This is a genomic window from Pseudomonas sp. fls2-241-R2A-110 (genome assembly GCF_030209165.1).
Taxonomy (GTDB): domain Bacteria; phylum Pseudomonadota; class Gammaproteobacteria; order Pseudomonadales; family Pseudomonadaceae; genus Aquipseudomonas.
Genome location: NZ_JARVSN010000024.1, coordinates 12771 through 29910, shown reverse-complemented (window position 1 = coordinate 29910; position 17140 = coordinate 12771). Strand labels below are relative to the sequence as shown.

Below are 17140 nucleotides of genomic sequence, written 5' to 3'. Positions count from 1 at the left end.
AAATGATCAAGCGTATTGCGCAAACCGCGGGGTTCACCGGACTGCTGGCCGCCTTGCTGCTGACCTTGCTGCAAAGCTTCTGGGTGGCTCCGCTGATTCTGCAGGCTGAAACTTACGAAAAATCCGAACCGGCTGTGGTTGAAGTCCACGAACATGCTGCCGGTGTCGCCGCTCACACCCACGATGCCGAAGCCTGGGAGCCGCAAGACGGCTGGCAGCGCGTACTGTCGACCACGGGCGGCAACCTGGTGGTGGCCGTCGGTTTCGCCCTGATGCTGGCGGGTCTCTACACCTTGCGTGCACCGACCAAAACTGCTCAGGGCCTGCTCTGGGGCCTGGCCGGTTACGCCACATTCGTGCTGGCGCCGACCCTCGGCCTGCCGCCTGAACTGCCGGGCACCGCTGCGGCCGATCTGGCGCAACGGCAAATCTGGTGGATCGGCACGGCCGCCTCTACCGCTGTCGGTATCGCATTGATCGTGTTCAGCCGCCACTGGCTGATGAAGATCCTCGGCGTGGCCATTCTGGTGGTTCCACACGTGATCGGCGCGCCCCAACCGGAAGTGCATTCGATGCTCGCCCCGGAAGCCCTGGAAGCCCAGTTCAAAATCGCTTCGCAGCTGACCAATCTTGGGTTCTGGCTGGCCTTGGGCCTCGTCAGCGCCTGGTTGTTCCGCCGTAAAAGCGATGGCCAATACCACGCATGACTGATACCAGCACAGCGCCGACGTTAGTGGTCGGCCTGGGCTGCCAACGCGGCTGCCCTGTCGGCACGCTGCGGGCGTTGCTCGATCAGGCATTACAGGCGCACAACATCGCACTTCACCAGATCAAGGCCCTGGCCAGCATCGACTTGAAGCGCGACGAACCTGGCCTGCTCGAACTCGCCGAACAACTCGCGTTGCCACTGATGTATTTCAGCAGTGAACAACTGGACGCTTATAAAGCGCAACTCAGCCATCATTCGGACATCGCGTTCGAACGCACCGGCTGTTATGGCGTAGCGGAAAGTGCCGCCCTTGCGTTGGCCGAACAACTGGCCCAGGCCCCGGCAACGTTGCTGATTTCGCGACAAAAATACGCCCAGGCAACCCTGGCATTAGCTTACGCTGCGTAAAATCCCCGATAATCCCCGCCCTCGATCATGAGCAATCTTCATCTGAAGCCTTGCCCAGCCCTTTTTTTGACAGGAACCGACGATGACCGTCTATTTCATTGGCGCAGGTCCCGGCGACCCGGAACTGATCACCGTCAAAGGCCAACGACTGATTCGCAGTTGCCCGGTGATCATCTACGCCGGCTCTCTGGTGCCCGCCGCCGTCCTCGAAGGCCATTGCGCCGAACAGGTGGTCAACAGCGCCGAACTGCACCTGGAACAGATCATCGAACTGATCAAGACCGCCCATGCCAACGGCCAGGACGTGGCGCGCGTGCATTCGGGTGATCCGAGTCTGTATGGCGCGATTGGCGAGCAGATCCGTTACCTGCGCGAACTCGGCATTGCCTTTGAAATCATTCCAGGCGTCACGGCGACGGCTGCCTGCGCGGCGCTGCTGGGGGCGGAGCTGACGTTACCGGATATCTCGCAAAGCGTGATCCTGACCCGCTACGCCGACAAGACGGCGATGCCGGCCGGTGAGGAACTGGGTAGCCTGGCGCAGCACGGGGCCACGATGGCGATTCACTTGGGGGTCAATCATCTGGAGAAAATCCTCGTCGAACTGCTGCCGCACTATGGCGCAGACTGCCCGATCGCGGTGATTCACCGGGCGACCTGGCCGGATCAGGATTGGGTGGTGGGAACGCTGGCGGACATTGCTGAGAAGGTCCACGCCAAGGGATTTCGCCGCACGGCATTGATTCTGGTGGGTCGGGTGTTGGGCAGTGATCAGTTCAGTGAGTCATCGCTGTACCGCGCCGGGCATGCGCATTTGTATCGCCCCTGAGATGATCGTTCCCACGCTCTGCGTGGGAATGCAGCCCGGGACGCTCCGCGTCCCAACTGCCGACGCAGAGCGTCAGTTGAGGCATTCCCACGCAGAGCGTGGGAACGATCAATTGAATTTCATCCATAAAAAAACGGCGCTCACGGGGCGCCGTTTTTCTTGTCTGCAGTGAACACCTTACTCAGTAGTAGGCGTTTTCTTTCTGCGTGTGGTCGGTCACGTCGCGAACACCCTTGAGCTCGGGAATGCGCTCGAGCAAGGTGCGCTCGATGCCTTCGCGAAGGGTGACGTCGGCCTGGCCGCAGCCTTGGCAACCGCCGCCGAACTTCAGAACGGCGATGCCGTCATCGACCACATCGATCAGGCTGACCTGACCGCCGTGGCTCGCGAGCCCCGGGTTGATCTCGGTTTGCAGGTAGTAATTGATGCGCTCGTTGACCGGGCTGTCGGCGTTGACCATCGGGACTTTGGCGTTTGGCGCCTTGATGGTCAGCTGGCCGCCCATGCGGTCCGTGGCGTAGTCGACTACCGCGTCGTCCAGGAAGGCTTCGCTGAACGAATCGATGTAGGCGGTGAAGCTTTTGAGCCCCAGCGCCGTGTCTTCAGGTTTTTCTTCGCCCGGCTTGCAATAGGCAATGCAGGTTTCGGCGTACTGGGTGCCAGGCTGGGTGATAAAGACGCGGATGCCAATGCCCGGGGTGTTCTGCTTGGAGAGCAGATCAGCCAGATAATCGTGGGCGGCGTCGGTAATGGTAATAGCGGTCATGGAAACTCCTCGCAGGCTTGGGCGCAGTTTACGCCAATCATCGCGCCGTACAAAGTCCTAGTATTTATGTCGGGAAAGAGCCGGCACCGCTTCCACAGCCGGTTCGCCGTCAATCAACTCTTTAAGCCACCGATAGCTGCGTTTTTCCACCCATTCGTAACTTGCCCAAGACGCTAGACCGATAGTCGCTGCGCAGACCACGAACATCACGTAGGGGTTTACACCATAACGCTGTGCGACAAATCCACCGGCAGACAGCACCAGCACGTGCATCAGGTACACCGAATAGGAACATTTGCCCAGCAACTCGAACACCCGGTTGTTCTCGACATAACGCTCCAGCGAGATGCATGCCATCACCAAAACCGCACTGGGCACGCCCCAGGCGAGGAAACGCGGCGCTGGCGCCCAGTGATAAATGGCCAGCAGCGCGCCACCAATTCCCAGCAGTGGCAGCCAAAAACCCGGCTTGATCCAGCCACGACGGTAAATCATGCCGATGGCGATCCCCAGCAAGAACTCATAAACGATGTCCGAACGGTAGAACTCGCTGACCCAGCCATAACCGGTCCAGGCCTGGCACACCGCAAACAGCAGTGCCGCGACAATCAATAGCCGTAACTGCAGACGGAACAGCAACGCCCAGCCGAACAGCAGATAAAAGAGCATTTCGTAGTTGAGGGTCCAACCGACGTTAAGGGTCGGATAAATCCCGTAGCCGCCGGGATTCTGCGTAGGAATGAACAACAACGAGAGCAGGAAATGCGACCAGTCGACGCTCTGATCCGGCAGTACCGGGCGGGCAAACACCACCACCAGCGCCATCAGCGCGGTGTACAGCCAATACGCCGGGACGATCCGAAACAGCCGATACAACAGAAATCGCGTCGGCGGCAGCGACTTGCCTTCGGTCGAGAGAAAGATCACCAGCCCACTGATGACAAAGAAAACGTCCACACCCGCCGCGCCCTTGTCGATGAACATCTGCCCGACCGGGCCACGGGCCTGGAAGTCGAAGAAAATCTGCATGAAATGGTGGCAGACCACCGCCCAGGCGGCGATGGCGCGCAGGGCTTGTACTGAAATCAACATGGATGGCCCTCTGATCGCAATCCGCAATCCACCGCAGATCCCACAGGGGTTGGGTGGCGCCTATGAAATCCGACACCAGCCCATCCTCAAAGGTCGATCAAAGATTCTCGTAGCGATTCATGTCGAGCACGCCCTCTTCCACCGGATCGGTCTCGTGGATGTAGAGACTCAGGTCATGGAAGTAAAACCAGAACTGCGGATGACTGCGGCGAATGCCCCAACGCTTGACGATGTTCTCGAAACTGCTCGCATCCCTGGCATTTTCCATCGCGTCCACGAACGCCGGCACCTGCTCCGCCGGGATATTGAACATGAAGTTCGGATAGCTGCTGAGCACGCCCGGGAAAATGGTCAAGGTGTCGAGGCCAGGCTGATAACGCAGCGATTCGCCGAGCAGGAACGCCACGTTGCTGTGGGCGCGGTTGCGCAGCAGGCTGTACATCTCACGTTTGCCGCTCGCGGTTTCAATTCGCAGCATCGTCGCTTCCGGCAACTGATCGATGACCTTCAAACCTGCCGCCGGGCGCGAAGTCAGGCGGCTCAAGGCTTGTTCGGCATTTTGCAGCGCCGGGTCGATGTTCGGCCGCGAACAGTAAGCGCCGTCGCACCGGTTGATCGGATCCGGCTTGGCATTGAGTTCGCCGTAACGGGCCAGCAGTTGCATGGCAAAGTCGCGTTTTGGGTCTTTCTTGTCGAGTTTGAGTGCCGTCGGCTTGTCATTGTCGATGGCTTCGTAATCGAGCCACATCTTGAATTTTCCGCTGGTCTGGTACCAATCGTCGAGATACCCGTTGCGCGAGTCAGCCGGCATCAGGCGCAGGAAATTCTGCTCGGCACCGTTGCGGATGAGGTCGAAATACAGCCGCGTTTGCGCCTGATGGGACACATTGCCGAACACATCGAAGTTGACCGCCAGTTGATAGTAGGTGCGTTCCAGCAGCGGAAAGTCGAATAGCCAGATGGTTTGGGGTACATCGCCGATCAGGCCTTTGTTCACCGACGCACTGTCGAAGTGCCGAAAGATGCTGAGCAGCGCATTGTCATTGCCAGCCCACAACGTCGACCAGCTCGGTGCCGGCGCATCGGCGTAGTTGTCCCGGCGCAGTGCCTCGTACTCGTTGCGCTTGTTGCGGTAGTCGTGCCACAGGCTCAGGACGCTGCCGACGTCGTCGTTTTGACCCGGCATCGCCAGCAAAGGCGTGGCCTGGCCTCGGTAGTTCGGGTCGGTGATGTACAGATCGTGCTCCGGCGCCTGGAACAGCGCCCAGAAGTTGTCGCGAATCACATCCGTGGCGATCTGCCCGCGGCAGACCGGGCCGCGGATGAAAGTGCGCACAAAGTATTCGGCGTTATCGAGCATGAACTGATAGCGCGCCTGCGCCGGGATCGCCTCAAAAGTGGTAAACGGATTGGCTCGACGCTCCGGGCCATAACCCGGCAAGGCGTTGACCTGCCAGTTGCCGTTGTAAAACAGGCTTTTGATCCGCGCCATCTTCGCCGCGCTCAGCGGATAGGTGATGTGGGTCTTGTGCACGATCACGCCCTGCACCGGCCACAAGCGGTAATACACTTGGGTGCCGGGGTCGTCGTTGGGACGACGGGTGTTGATCAGGTCGATGGGCTGGCCGGTCGGCGTGCGCGAACGCACCCACTGGAAGAAGTGCCCCGGTTCACCGTCCTTGAAGTAAAGGTGCGCGAGAAACCAATGTTCGAACAACCAGCGCCCCACCAGGCTTTGCCGGGCGCCCGGCGAATTGAGCAGGTTTTCCCACTGCACCACCTGCAAGGCCTCCTTCGCGCTCGGGACCAGACCCTGCTCATCGATTGGCGCACCGGAGGCCAACCAGCGTTGCAGCGTCTGGTACTGCTGATCGGTCAGGCCGGTCACCGCCAGCGGCATGCCTTCTTTAGGATGTGTACCGGCATAGCCGTCGAATTCAGCCGGCATGGCGCAGGTGTTTTCCCGGTTAAGGCCGAGGACGATCTCGTCCGGCAACCGGGCGTTGGGGAGCAGCGGGGTTTTATGGCCCAGCTCAAGCATCCGCGCCATCAACGCCGCCTGACTGCCTTGGGCGTCGAGCACCGAATAAAAGCCCTTTTGTTGCCAGGCGCGTTTGCCAAATGCGTCGTAAAACAGGCGGGTCGGCGCGGCAGCCTGACTGCGCTCGCCATCATAGACAGTGACCTTGGTCGCGCCACGCGCCGCCCCTTCGCCGCTGCCCAGATTGAGCTGACAGGCGGAGTCATAGCAGGCATGGCAGGCCACGCACTTTTCGGTGAAGATCGGCTGGATGTCGCGGGTATAGGAAAGAGCCGTAGAAATCGCCGGACCTTGCGCAGTGGCGTCCCAGCTAAAAAGCAGCACAAGAATGCTGGTGATGACGCGATACGGCATGTCCCTGGTCCTGATCGTGAAAAAACGCCGCGATTCTACCGGCCCGGCACCCGCACCAACATGAACGATATTCATGCAAAACCAGGGCATGCTCCAAAACCGCACAGGTTTGCTATCATCGCGCCCCTTCGTCATGGTCTTTCCGAGTAGTCCAAATGTCCGATCGCAGTGTTCGCCTTCAAGCTCTCAAGCACGCCCTCAAAGAGCGCATCCTGATTCTCGATGGCGGCATGGGCACGATGATCCAGAGCTATAAGCTCGAGGAGCAGGATTACCGCGGCAAACGCTTTGCCGACTGGCCGAGCGACGTCAAGGGCAACAACGACCTGTTGGTGCTGACCCGCCCGGACGTGATTGGCGGCATCGAGAAAGCCTACCTGGATGCCGGCGCCGACATTCTGGAAACCAACACCTTCAACGCCACCCAGATTTCCCTGGCCGACTACGGCATGCAGGGCCTGGCGTACGAGTTAAACGTAGAAGGCGCGCGTCTGGCACGCAAGGTGGCCGATGCCAAGACCCTGGAAACCCCGGACAAGCCGCGTTTCGTCGCTGGCGTGCTCGGGCCGACCAGTCGCACCTGCTCGCTGTCCCCGGACGTGAACAACCCCGGCTACCGCAACGTGACCTTCGATGAACTGGTGGAAAACTACACCGAGTCCACCAAGGGCCTGATCGAAGGCGGCGCGGACCTGATCCTGATTGAAACCATTTTCGACACCTTGAACGCCAAAGCCGCGATCTTCGCCGTACAAGGCGTGTTCGAAGAGCTGGGCGTTGAACTGCCGATCATGATTTCCGGCACCATCACCGATGCTTCCGGCCGTACGCTGTCGGGCCAGACCACCGAAGCCTTCTGGAACTCCGTGGCCCACGCCAAGCCGATTTCGGTCGGCCTGAACTGCGCCCTCGGCGCCAGCGAGTTGCGTCCGTACCTGGAAGAGCTGTCGAACAAGGCCGGCACCCACGTATCGGCCCACCCGAACGCCGGCCTGCCGAACGAATTCGGCGAGTACGACGAACTGCCGTCGCAAACCGCCAAGGTCATCGAAGAGTTCGCGCAAAGCGGTTTCCTGAACATCGTTGGCGGCTGCTGCGGCACCACCCCGGGCCACATCGAAGCCATTGCCAAAGCCGTGGCCGGTTACGCGCCGCGTCAAATCCCGGAGATCCCGAAGGCTTGCCGCCTGTCCGGCCTGGAACCGTTCACCATCGATCGCAGCTCGTTGTTCGTCAACGTCGGCGAGCGCACCAACATCACCGGTTCAGCCAAGTTTGCGCGCCTGATCCGTGAAGACAACTACACCGAAGCCCTGGAAGTCGCCCTGCAGCAGGTCGAAGCCGGCGCCCAGGTGATCGACATCAACATGGACGAAGGGATGCTCGATTCGAAGAAGGCCATGGTGACCTTCCTCAATCTGATTGCCGGTGAACCGGACATCTCCCGTGTACCGATCATGATCGACTCCTCCAAGTGGGAAGTGATCGAAGCCGGCCTCAAGTGCATCCAGGGCAAGGGCATCGTCAACTCGATCAGCATGAAAGAAGGCGTCGAGCAGTTCATCCATCACGCCAAACTGTGCAAACGCTATGGCGCCGCCGTGGTGGTGATGGCCTTCGACGAAGCCGGCCAAGCCGACACCGAAGCGCGCAAGAAAGAAATCTGCAAACGCTCCTACGACATTCTGGTCAACGAAGTCGGCTTCCCGCCGGAAGACATCATCTTCGACCCGAACATCTTCGCCGTCGCGACCGGCATTGAAGAACACAACAACTATGCCGTGGACTTCATCAATGCCTGCGCCTACATCCGCGACGAACTGCCGTACGCGCTGACCTCGGGCGGCGTGTCCAACGTGTCGTTCTCATTCCGTGGCAACAACCCGGTGCGCGAAGCGATTCACTCGGTGTTCCTGCTGTATGCGATCCGCAACGGCCTGACCATGGGCATCGTCAACGCCGGTCAGCTGGAGATCTACGATCAGATTCCGGCTGAACTGCGCGACGCGGTCGAAGACGTGGTGCTCAACCGCACTCCGCACGGCACCGACGCCCTCCTCGCCATTGCCGACAAGTACAAGGGCGACGGCAGCGTCAAGGAAGCCGAGACCGAAGAGTGGCGCAACTGGGACGTCAACAAGCGTCTGGAGCATGCGCTGGTCAAGGGCATCACCACGCACATCGTTGAAGACACCGAAGAATCCCGCCAGTCCTTCGCGCGCCCGATCGAAGTGATCGAAGGCCCGCTGATGTCCGGCATGAACATCGTTGGCGACCTGTTTGGCGCCGGCAAAATGTTCCTGCCGCAGGTGGTGAAATCCGCCCGCGTGATGAAACAGGCCGTGGCCCACTTGATCCCGTTCATCGAACTGGAAAAAGGCGACAAACCGGAAGCCAAGGGCAAGATCCTGATGGCGACGGTCAAAGGCGACGTGCACGACATCGGCAAGAACATCGTCGGCGTGGTGCTGGGTTGCAACGGCTACGACATCGTCGACCTTGGCGTGATGGTCCCGGCAGAAAAAATCCTGCAAGTGGCCAAGGAGCAGAAGTGCGACATCATCGGCCTGTCCGGTCTGATCACGCCTTCGCTGGATGAAATGGTCCACGTGGCCCGCGAGATGCAGCGCCAGGACTTCCACCTGCCGCTGATGATCGGTGGCGCGACCACCTCCAAGGCTCACACGGCAGTGAAGATCGAACCCAAGTACAGCAACGATGCGGTGATCTACGTGACGGACGCCTCCCGCGCCGTGGGCGTGGCGACGCAATTGCTGTCCAAGGAATTGAAGCCGGCGTTCGTCGAGAAGACCCGCCTTGAGTACATCGACGTTCGCGAGCGCACCGCCAACCGTAGCGCCCGCACCGAACGCCTGAGCTACCCGGCCGCCATCGCCAAGAAGCCGCAGTTCGACTGGAGCACCTACGCGCCGGTCAAACCGACCTTCACCGGTTCGAAGGTGCTGGACAACATTGACCTCAAGGTTCTGGCCGAATACATCGACTGGACGCCGTTCTTTATCTCCTGGGACCTGGCCGGCAAGTTCCCGCGCATCCTTCAGGACGAAGTGGTCGGTGAAGCCGCCACTGCGTTGTACGCCGATGCCCAGGAAATGCTCGCCAAACTGATCGACGAAAAACTCATCAGCGCCCGCGCGGTGTTCGGCTTCTGGCCGGCCAACCAGGTGCGCGACGACGACATTGAAGTCTACGGCGACGATGGCAAGCCGATTGCCAAACTGCATCACTTGCGCCAGCAGATCATCAAGACCGACGGCAAGCCGAACTTCTCCCTGGCGGACTTTGTCGCGCCCAAGGACAGCGAAATCACCGACTACGTGGGCGGCTTCATCACCACAGCCGGGATCGGCGCCGAAGAAGTGGCCAAGGCGTATCAGGACGCTGGCGACGATTACAACTCGATCATGGTCAAGGCCCTGGCCGACCGTTTGGCCGAAGCCTGCGCCGAGTGGCTGCACCAGCAAGTGCGTAAAGAGTACTGGGGTTACGCCAAGGACGAGACGCTGGACAACGAGGCGCTGATCAAAGAGCAATACACCGGCATCCGTCCGGCACCGGGCTACCCGGCCTGCCCTGATCACACCGAGAAAAGCACCCTGTTCACCTTGCTCGATCCGCAAGCCAGCGAAATGAAGGCCGGTCGCAGCGGCGTGTTCCTCACCGAACACTACGCGATGTTCCCGGCAGCGGCGGTCAGCGGCTGGTACTTCGCGCACCCGCAGGCGCAGTACTTCGCCGTGGGCAAGATCGACAAGGATCAAGTGCAGAGCTACACGTCGCGCAAAGGCCAGGAATTGAGCGTGACCGAGCGCTGGCTGGCGCCGAACCTCGGCTACGACAACTGATTGACCCGAGGCCCTGGGCTCTGGAGGCAGATGTGCTGACTCCAGAGCCTTGCCGGCTGACGATCAGGCCTGTGCGCCCAACACGGCTATCTCTCGCTCGCTGAGTGTGGCCAGCAATTGCAGGCGGCTGGCTTTATTCACGGTATCCAGGGCGTCCATCTCCTGTAGGTAGGCCGTATTGAGCTCCGGGTACTTGTCCTCCAGCTTACTGACCTTGTCCTGAAAACCCTGCTGCACCCTGGTAAATTCCCCAGGGTATTTCTCCTCCAGATAGTCTCGCCAGTATTTACGCGCGGTCAGCTGTTCGATGAACACGGGCGTCTTTTCCTTGGCGATGATCAATGCGTACGCTTCGTCCAGATCCGCTGGCGCCACCTGCGCCAGGTTCTCATACACCATGCCTTTGGGCTGACTGGGCAATTCAAGACGCTGAGCCAGACCGATTCGATAGGCCAGGCGAATCTCGGCAGGATCGATAGCGGGCCTGAGCTGGATACGCGTTTTGGCTACCTCTTCGACCTGCGCCAGGCGGAACAGGTTTCTAGACAGTTTCAGCAACTCGCGACCTTTGTGTTCCGGGGCAATGGCCTTCAAGGCATTGAACTCATAGACCTCGATTTCCAGCTCGTTGAACAACAGTATCCGACCGTCACCACAGGTCGCGCGATTCCTTAATGCCTTCGACAGAACCATCAACCGTTCGCTCAGCGCTTGTTCGCCATAAGCGGCTTCAAGGACACGCCAGACGCGCTGCGTGAGATCCAGGCGATCGGCGACAAAGTCCCGGGTGTGCTGAAGTTGCGAGAGAATGTATGAAAAGTCCTGGGTGGTGTCCTGCTCCATCAAGGCATTCCACATCTGGTGTTTTTCCGAGTCTGCCGCCACGCCGGAAAACCACCGCGCTTTTTCTACCTCCGGCGTCTCATGGTCGGGATGATCCTCCAAGTCAGAGCTCTCGGAACCGTCGACCGATTCAGGCCCGTAGCCCTCGAGCAGTCGTTCAATCTCTTGCGCGGTGAACCCCAAGCCACGGCCAGTTTCCTCCAGGTATTCCTGCAGTCGTAACATGTCCTCCAGTGCCAGATTGACGTTGTCGGTCAAGTTGGTCCCGGCCATCAAGGTTGCGTGCCCAGGCAAAAAGGCATTGGGAGGAATTATCTCTATCTGGTTGCCACTCAGGTTGAGGGATGTCAGCGTCGGCGCCTGCAACACGCCCTCCGGCCATTCCCAAAGATTGTTGTTGCTCAGATTCAGCCCCTGCAACTGGTCAAGATCGGTGACATCAAGGCTGGCCATGCGGTTCTCGCTCAAGTCCAGCCATTGCAAATGCCTCAGCGAGCGCAACTGGCGCGACACCTCATCACTGGCACGCAGATCGTTATACGTGGCGCTCAACCGGGTGAGGTGTTCACATTGCCCCACTGCCTCGGGCAAGGTGCCCAGACCGTTGCGATTGAGTGTCAGGCTACGCAACCGGGGAAACGAACGCAGGAACGCGTCCGAACTTTCCGTGAGCCCGACACCGCTAAGGTCCAACGCACCGACTTGCTCGAACTTGACCGGCAAGGCAGGCAAATCGCCGATGATCAGGCCGGTAAAATCAAGCACAGCGTCAGCCGGCGCCCCCTCGGCCGCAGGAACATCTCGCAAGGTCGCTCGCCAGCACTCCAGAAGCTGGTCAGCCGCCCGGCGGCGGTCTACCGCGCCCACCCAACCCTGGCGACTGCGAACGGCAGGGACATCGATCCAGTCATTCAAGTGCTTGATCAATTGCGTCTGCTGTTGCTGCCACTGGATCAGCCGGGCTTCAATTTCCAGAGCCGTCATGCCCTGGGCAAGCCATGCGTCGATCCGTTCAACGGCTTGCGCATCACCCAGCTGAGGATCAACACGCTGCAGCCTGGCGGCGGAGGTCTGGGGCAAATCACCTTCGCCAGGTTCCAGGTGCAAAGGCAATAAAAGGTCCGGGTGTTCCGATACTTCATCCGGAAAGAACTCCGGATCGCCGCCGGTTCGTCCGGCGGACAGGTGCGCTGATGCAATATCCATCGGGTTGCGGGAGGCCGTGCGTTGCGCGTATGCCCGCACCGCCGTCACCGCTTGCGGGCTCAGCCGGCAACCTTGCAGCGAGGTCCCCGCCAACAGTTGATCATGCCCGGTCAGGGCCGCTGCCGGGATGTCTGTAATGGTGCTGTGATTCAAGGCCAGACGGCGCAGGTTGGGCAACGACAACACGCCTTCGGGCCAACTGCTGATATGGGTATGACTCAAATCCAGGCTCTGCAGGCTGCTCATCGAACCGACCTCAAGAGCGTCGACGCGGTTGTACGCCAGGTTCAGTGTTTTCAGGTGGGTCAAACGGTTCAACCGTGCTTGCGCTGACGCCGTGATTCTCATCTGATTGAATGAGAGGTTCAATTCGCTGAGTTCCCCGAGCGAATCAATGGCCTGCGGCAGTCCGGTCAGTTGGTTGGAGCTGAGGTTGAGGGACCGCAGTTGGGGAAATCCTTTCAGAAACTCATTGACCTGCACGGTCGAAAGCCCGCTGCCAGTGAGGACCAGGCTGCGCACATGAGGAAAGACCGTATCGCCAAGTACGGGTAAATCACCCAGCGGCCCAAACCCCGTCAGGTCCAACAATTGGTTCACCGCATCATCTTGCGACCACGACGGGCCCGCCATAGGCTCCGCAGATAAATACCGGGAACGCATTCCCTTGCGAGCGCAGTTGCGGATTCTTTCAGCGATCAGCTCACGGTGCGAGATATCCATCTGCCTGCCACCGACCCGTACAACCCTGCCCTTCCAGGCGTCCAATGACTGATTGAATGCCAGATGCTGCTCGTGCAGTGCATCAACCTGTTCCAGTAATGCCCGCCCTGATAGCCCGTCACGACTGAAACGCGCCATCGCATCTGATGCAAAGGTGTAATCATTCGGTGCCAGCTTCCACAAACGCCCTCCACAGTACTGGGCAATCATTTGCGGTTCGTTGACCAAATGCGCCGGATTGTCATGCACATAATCATAGGCCTTCATGAAAGCTTGTGGTTCCAGGGCCGCCCAATCCAGCTGCAAGCAACGCCATATCGACTCCCGCCCGCTGAACAGTTCGTCAGGCAGCAATTTGATCGGCATTCGCTGTAAATCGAGGGTTTCAAGCCTGTTCAAGCCCGACACCCCGGTCGGCCACTCGGTCAGATTCCCCGCCAACCTCAAGGATCGCAGATTCGTGAGCGTGCCGAAGTCCATTACGCCCATATCGCCCCTGAGCGACAGCTGCTCCAGTTGAGTCATGCCCTGGAGCGCCTGCACCAACTGAGGTGCATAGGTCTCCAATGCGCCATCAAGCGTCAGCTCGGTAATCTCGGTCAATTCAGGCAGTTTTTCGGCCAGGGCTGCCATGTCCCGCACTTCCACGGAGAGATCCAGCTTTTTGATCTTTGGAAACCGCTGAAGCAGTTCATTGCCCGAGCTCCCTATAAGCTGGCCACTGTCCAGTTGCACATTACGCACATGGGTGAAGTCGGCATCCCACTCGGGCAACGTGTCAGTACCACTTAAATTCAGATCAAAAGCCGGCTCCAGTCCTCGGTGAAAACCATAACGCCAGCACTGGATCAACCGATCGGCGATCACTCGGCGAGACTGCCCACCAGCAGGGGCCGGCACAACGGCGTCGACCCAGTTGTTCAATGCGGTTTCCAATGCGTCGAATTCCCGTTGACGGTTGTTCAACAGATTGAACACTTGCTGATCGGTGTCTCCCGCGCTAAGGCGGTTTCTGACGAATTGACTGGCTTGCGCATCGGAGATGTTCGGGTAAAGGTCCCGTACCCTGGAGACCAATGCGCCATCGTGGAAGCCGACACCACGACCACTGGCCAGGTAACCCAGGCGGCCATTGGGCAGACGCAGCGATGGCCCGGGGGCATTTAACGGGCGCTGCTTCAAGATCAGCGCCATGTCGTTGCGATGAGTGCTGGCATGGTTCGCCAGTTTTTTTTGCAAGGCCTGGCCTTGATTGCCCTCCAGGGTTGCCCGTGTCGCTTGGGGCAAGAACTCCAGCAGCGATTCATACAGATTGCGGCCAGGCACGGGGATGTTGTTAAGAGGCCTGCCCTGGGCGTCATAGGCCCGAAAATATCCGTCGCCCTTGACCAGGTAATTACGAATCGTCGCACTGTCGTCGCCAACGCTGTCCAGTAATGGGCCCTTGATCGAGCCGGAACGCAGCTCCACGCGCATATCCATCGACCAACCGGGCAATTGCTCCAGGCTGTGCAACGCCAGGCGATCGCTGGCAACAGACGCCACGCTCTCCAGGTGCAAACCGCAGAGCGCCCGGTTTAGAGCGCCCTGCTGTAAATGGACACGAATTTCTTGCGCCTGGCGCAAGGGTATTTTTGTGCTGCTGCGCAATTGGGCCAGCTCGGCGGCACTGGCATTGCCCAGCACCTGTCGCGCCCCCTCCGGCGACAATGTAGGGAAACTGCGTTGCAGTCGTTGAATATCGGCATTCGTCGTCTGCTGGCCAGCGAGCAGTCGGTCGACCAGGGACTTTTTGCTATCCAGGGCGCGGTTGGCCAGGCTGTCCCTGAACATCTGCACGCGGTTCGCGTCTTGTTGCGCGCTGCGTGCGCCGAGTAACCGGGTGATTTGTGGCTCGTCAAGCGCCCCTAATATACGTTCCGGCAATTTTCCGGCCTGCACTTCGGATCGAGTGATCTTGATCGTGGGCTTTACATTGTTGCTTGCCGACACTGAACCGAAGCGCTGCGACGCCCCCCAGGGTTCCGGTCCCTCGAAGACTTCCAGGACCTCCTCGACGGGCCAGCCCGGCAGCCCAACAGTAAGCGGTACGACAGCCTCGCCAGCACCACCCAGGTCACCGCCGTTGCGGATCTGATCAATCAACTGCTGCACTTGTTGATCAGCCTTGAACGATCTGATGGTCTCGGCCAATTGCGGCGGCGGTGGCTGGAGATCGATGTGCATCTGGCGCAACGCATCATCGCTGACCCCGCTGGCCTCGGCAATTTGCTGTAGCTGCGCATCAGAAAAAACGTCCATCTGCGGCCCGATTCTGCGCAACAACGTTGGGCGATCCCACTCCAGCGGCCGTTCACGGGTGTGCTGCCAGGCGCCGAGCTGGTTATGCCGCAAGATCGGTTGATAGGCCTGGGGATCGCTGGGGTGCTGGATCCGCCATTTTTTCAGCGCCGGGTCGAAGCTCTTTTCGTAGACATTCCCCTCGTATCGAATACAGGTCTTGTCCCCGACCTTGTACTGCCCCAATGCATTCGGTTCGAGCCCCGCCACAGACACACTGCTCTTGTAGGGGGCAAGGTCGGGACTCCACAAACGCTGCTCACCAAAAGGCGTGGTGATCCTGGTCATCCTGCTGACAAACCGCGAGTTGATGATCGGCGGCGCCTTGCTGGCTACCGCGCCCAACACGGCCATGAAGGCTACGTTTTGGGCCACTGACGTGAGATGGCGCCAGGCCTCCTCGGCGTCACCCTCTTTCCACGCCTCCACCCCTTGGTAAACCTCGTAGGTCAGTTGCACGGCGGTGACGGCGAGCATGACCTCACCCAGTCCCGGCACGAAAAAGGCTGCCACGTTCAAGACGCTCAACCCCCCTTCGGCATAGTGCTGGAGTCGCGTCATCCAGGCTTCGTGGTCAACCTCGGCGGTGGGTATGGCCAACAACCTGGCATTGGACTTCATCCTGGCCAGATGAAACTCATAACGGGCTGCAAACACTTCGCCATCAATGAAGGTTTCATCCATGCCCAGGTCGACATTCTCGTTCCACACCTCGACATACATGCCATTGAGGAATGCGCCCGGCGCATAGGGTGGGCCGGGATAAACCGGAGCCGGGTCCCATTTATGGCTCTTGAGCTGGCGCTTGAGCCGGTGGAAAAAACGACCTGCCTCATCTTGCGCGACAAAGCCGGCAAAGAACCGCTGGTAACTGACGGAACGCAGCTTGATCGCCAGGTCACGGGCAAACTCGCGGCAGGAGGCATACGCCTTGAGGGGGCTGATGGGATCGCCTGGAATGTAGACGATGACTCGTGAATCAGGCACCAGCTTGGCCAGTTCGGGTGTGAACGGCAGAAGAAAGAGCCAGGGATTTTGCAGGGTCGCTCTGACTTTGCGCGATGCAGCGCCAATAATCATCACCTCATTCAATTTCGAGCCAAACACCTCCACCCGACTGTGGAGGACTGACTCGCCGTCGAGTCGTTCCGGCGAGGCACCGTCGAGGATTGCCAACACCGTGGCATGGTCTGCGGTGTCAATGTCCGACCTCATCAGAGCGATATGCGCCTGCACGCGCATCCGTTGCTTGTCCGCCGCAATCGTCTGCTGGCGTACCGTCGCAGCCTTGTCGGGCGCATCGAATACCGCACTCAGATGGTCCTGATACTGCTTGCCAACGTCCAGTTCCCGGCACAGGCTGGCGAACGCCGCGGGCTTGATCGACAACTTCTCACGGAGGCTGTAGCGCACCTTCGCAAACGGATACTGGGTGCGTTCGTCGTAAAGATGCTGCTCCAGTGCCCCCACCGGCGCCAGCGCGCTGGTCTCCTGTAGGGCAATGCCGTCGAAAGGCTCATTTTCTTCGAAGTTTCGCAGCGCCGCTTGCAACAATGACTGCTCTTCGGCCAGGTTGGGCGAACGCATATGAAACAGCGCCGTGTTGACGACATCTGGCGCCTGACCGAATTTTTTCTGCAACGCATCAGTCAGCAATGGCTTGGCGAATTCGGTGATGCCTTTGAAATCCTTGAGAGTCGTGGCCAGCGCCTGGTTGGAAGCGTTGCTCTGTGCCTGACTGTCGAGCAAGGCCTGGCGCAATGCCTGTGACGCCTTGGCATACAGCTCAGGGTAAGTGCCGATGAATCGCTGGGCGGGATTGCGCGCCTGCGTCATGGCCTGGAGATGGGAGGTGGTCAAGTGACGCGTCCAGTCGGGAAGGCGGCTCTTGATAAATGGGACGTGAATCCCGGGTTCTGTGGGCGTGGAAGGGTCCGGCATGATGTTGCTCCTGATGCTCGAT

At 59.6% G+C, this 17140-nt stretch carries 8 protein-coding genes; 4 read left to right on the top strand and 4 right to left on the bottom strand.

Going from position 1 to position 17140, the window contains the following annotated elements; all coding sequences use genetic code 11:
• Nucleotides 1-2: 2 nt before the first annotated feature.
• The 3 genes from QRN31_RS19820 to cobM all read left to right on the top strand — a co-directional run bounded on the left by QRN31_RS19820 (nt 3) and on the right by cobM (nt 1946).
• Nucleotides 3-707 carry a CbtA family protein gene (locus QRN31_RS19820; RefSeq protein ID WP_285433964.1) on the top strand — a complete coding sequence of 235 codons (705 nt, stop codon included), beginning with the start codon at nt 3-5 and terminating at the stop codon, nt 705-707.
• Nucleotides 704-1117, top strand: a complete 414-nt coding sequence (locus QRN31_RS19815) for a cobalamin biosynthesis protein (RefSeq protein WP_285433963.1) — start codon at nt 704-706, stop codon at nt 1115-1117. Before QRN31_RS19820 ends, QRN31_RS19815 begins: the two co-directional genes overlap by 4 nt.
• A gap of 82 nt (nt 1118-1199) precedes the next feature.
• Entirely contained in the window at nt 1200-1946 is a 747-nt protein-coding gene (cobM, locus tag QRN31_RS19810) for a precorrin-4 C(11)-methyltransferase (RefSeq protein WP_285433961.1), read from the top strand.
• Nucleotides 1947-2127: 181 nt separating this feature from the next.
• On the opposite strand, the gene nfuA is transcribed toward cobM, so the two are convergent.
• The 3 genes from nfuA to QRN31_RS19795 all read right to left on the bottom strand — a co-directional run bounded on the left by nfuA (nt 2128) and on the right by QRN31_RS19795 (nt 6199).
• Nucleotides 2128-2712, bottom strand: a complete 585-nt coding sequence (gene nfuA, locus QRN31_RS19805) for a Fe-S biogenesis protein NfuA (RefSeq protein ID WP_028621370.1) — start codon at nt 2710-2712, stop codon at nt 2128-2130.
• A gap of 57 nt (nt 2713-2769) precedes the next feature.
• On the bottom strand, nt 2770-3804 hold the full coding sequence (locus QRN31_RS19800; RefSeq protein ID WP_285433956.1) for an acyltransferase family protein: 1035 nt from the start codon (nt 3802-3804) through the stop codon (nt 2770-2772).
• A 97-nt stretch (nt 3805-3901) separates the two neighbouring features.
• Entirely contained in the window at nt 3902-6199 is a 2298-nt protein-coding gene (locus QRN31_RS19795; protein WP_285433955.1) for a fatty acid cis/trans isomerase, read from the bottom strand.
• Nucleotides 6200-6354: 155 nt separating this feature from the next.
• On the opposite strand from QRN31_RS19795, the gene metH reads away from it, so the two are divergent.
• On the top strand, nt 6355-10065 hold the full coding sequence (gene metH, locus QRN31_RS19790) for a methionine synthase (RefSeq protein ID WP_285433954.1): 3711 nt from the start codon (nt 6355-6357) through the stop codon (nt 10063-10065).
• 63 nt (nt 10066-10128) lie between these two features.
• Here the strand turns inward: metH and QRN31_RS19785 are convergent, their stop codons facing one another.
• Nucleotides 10129-17118: an NEL-type E3 ubiquitin ligase domain-containing protein gene (locus QRN31_RS19785; protein WP_285433952.1), complete on the bottom strand. Its 6990-nt coding sequence runs from the start codon at nt 17116-17118 to the stop codon at nt 10129-10131.
• Between the last annotated feature and the right edge of the window lie 22 nt (nt 17119-17140).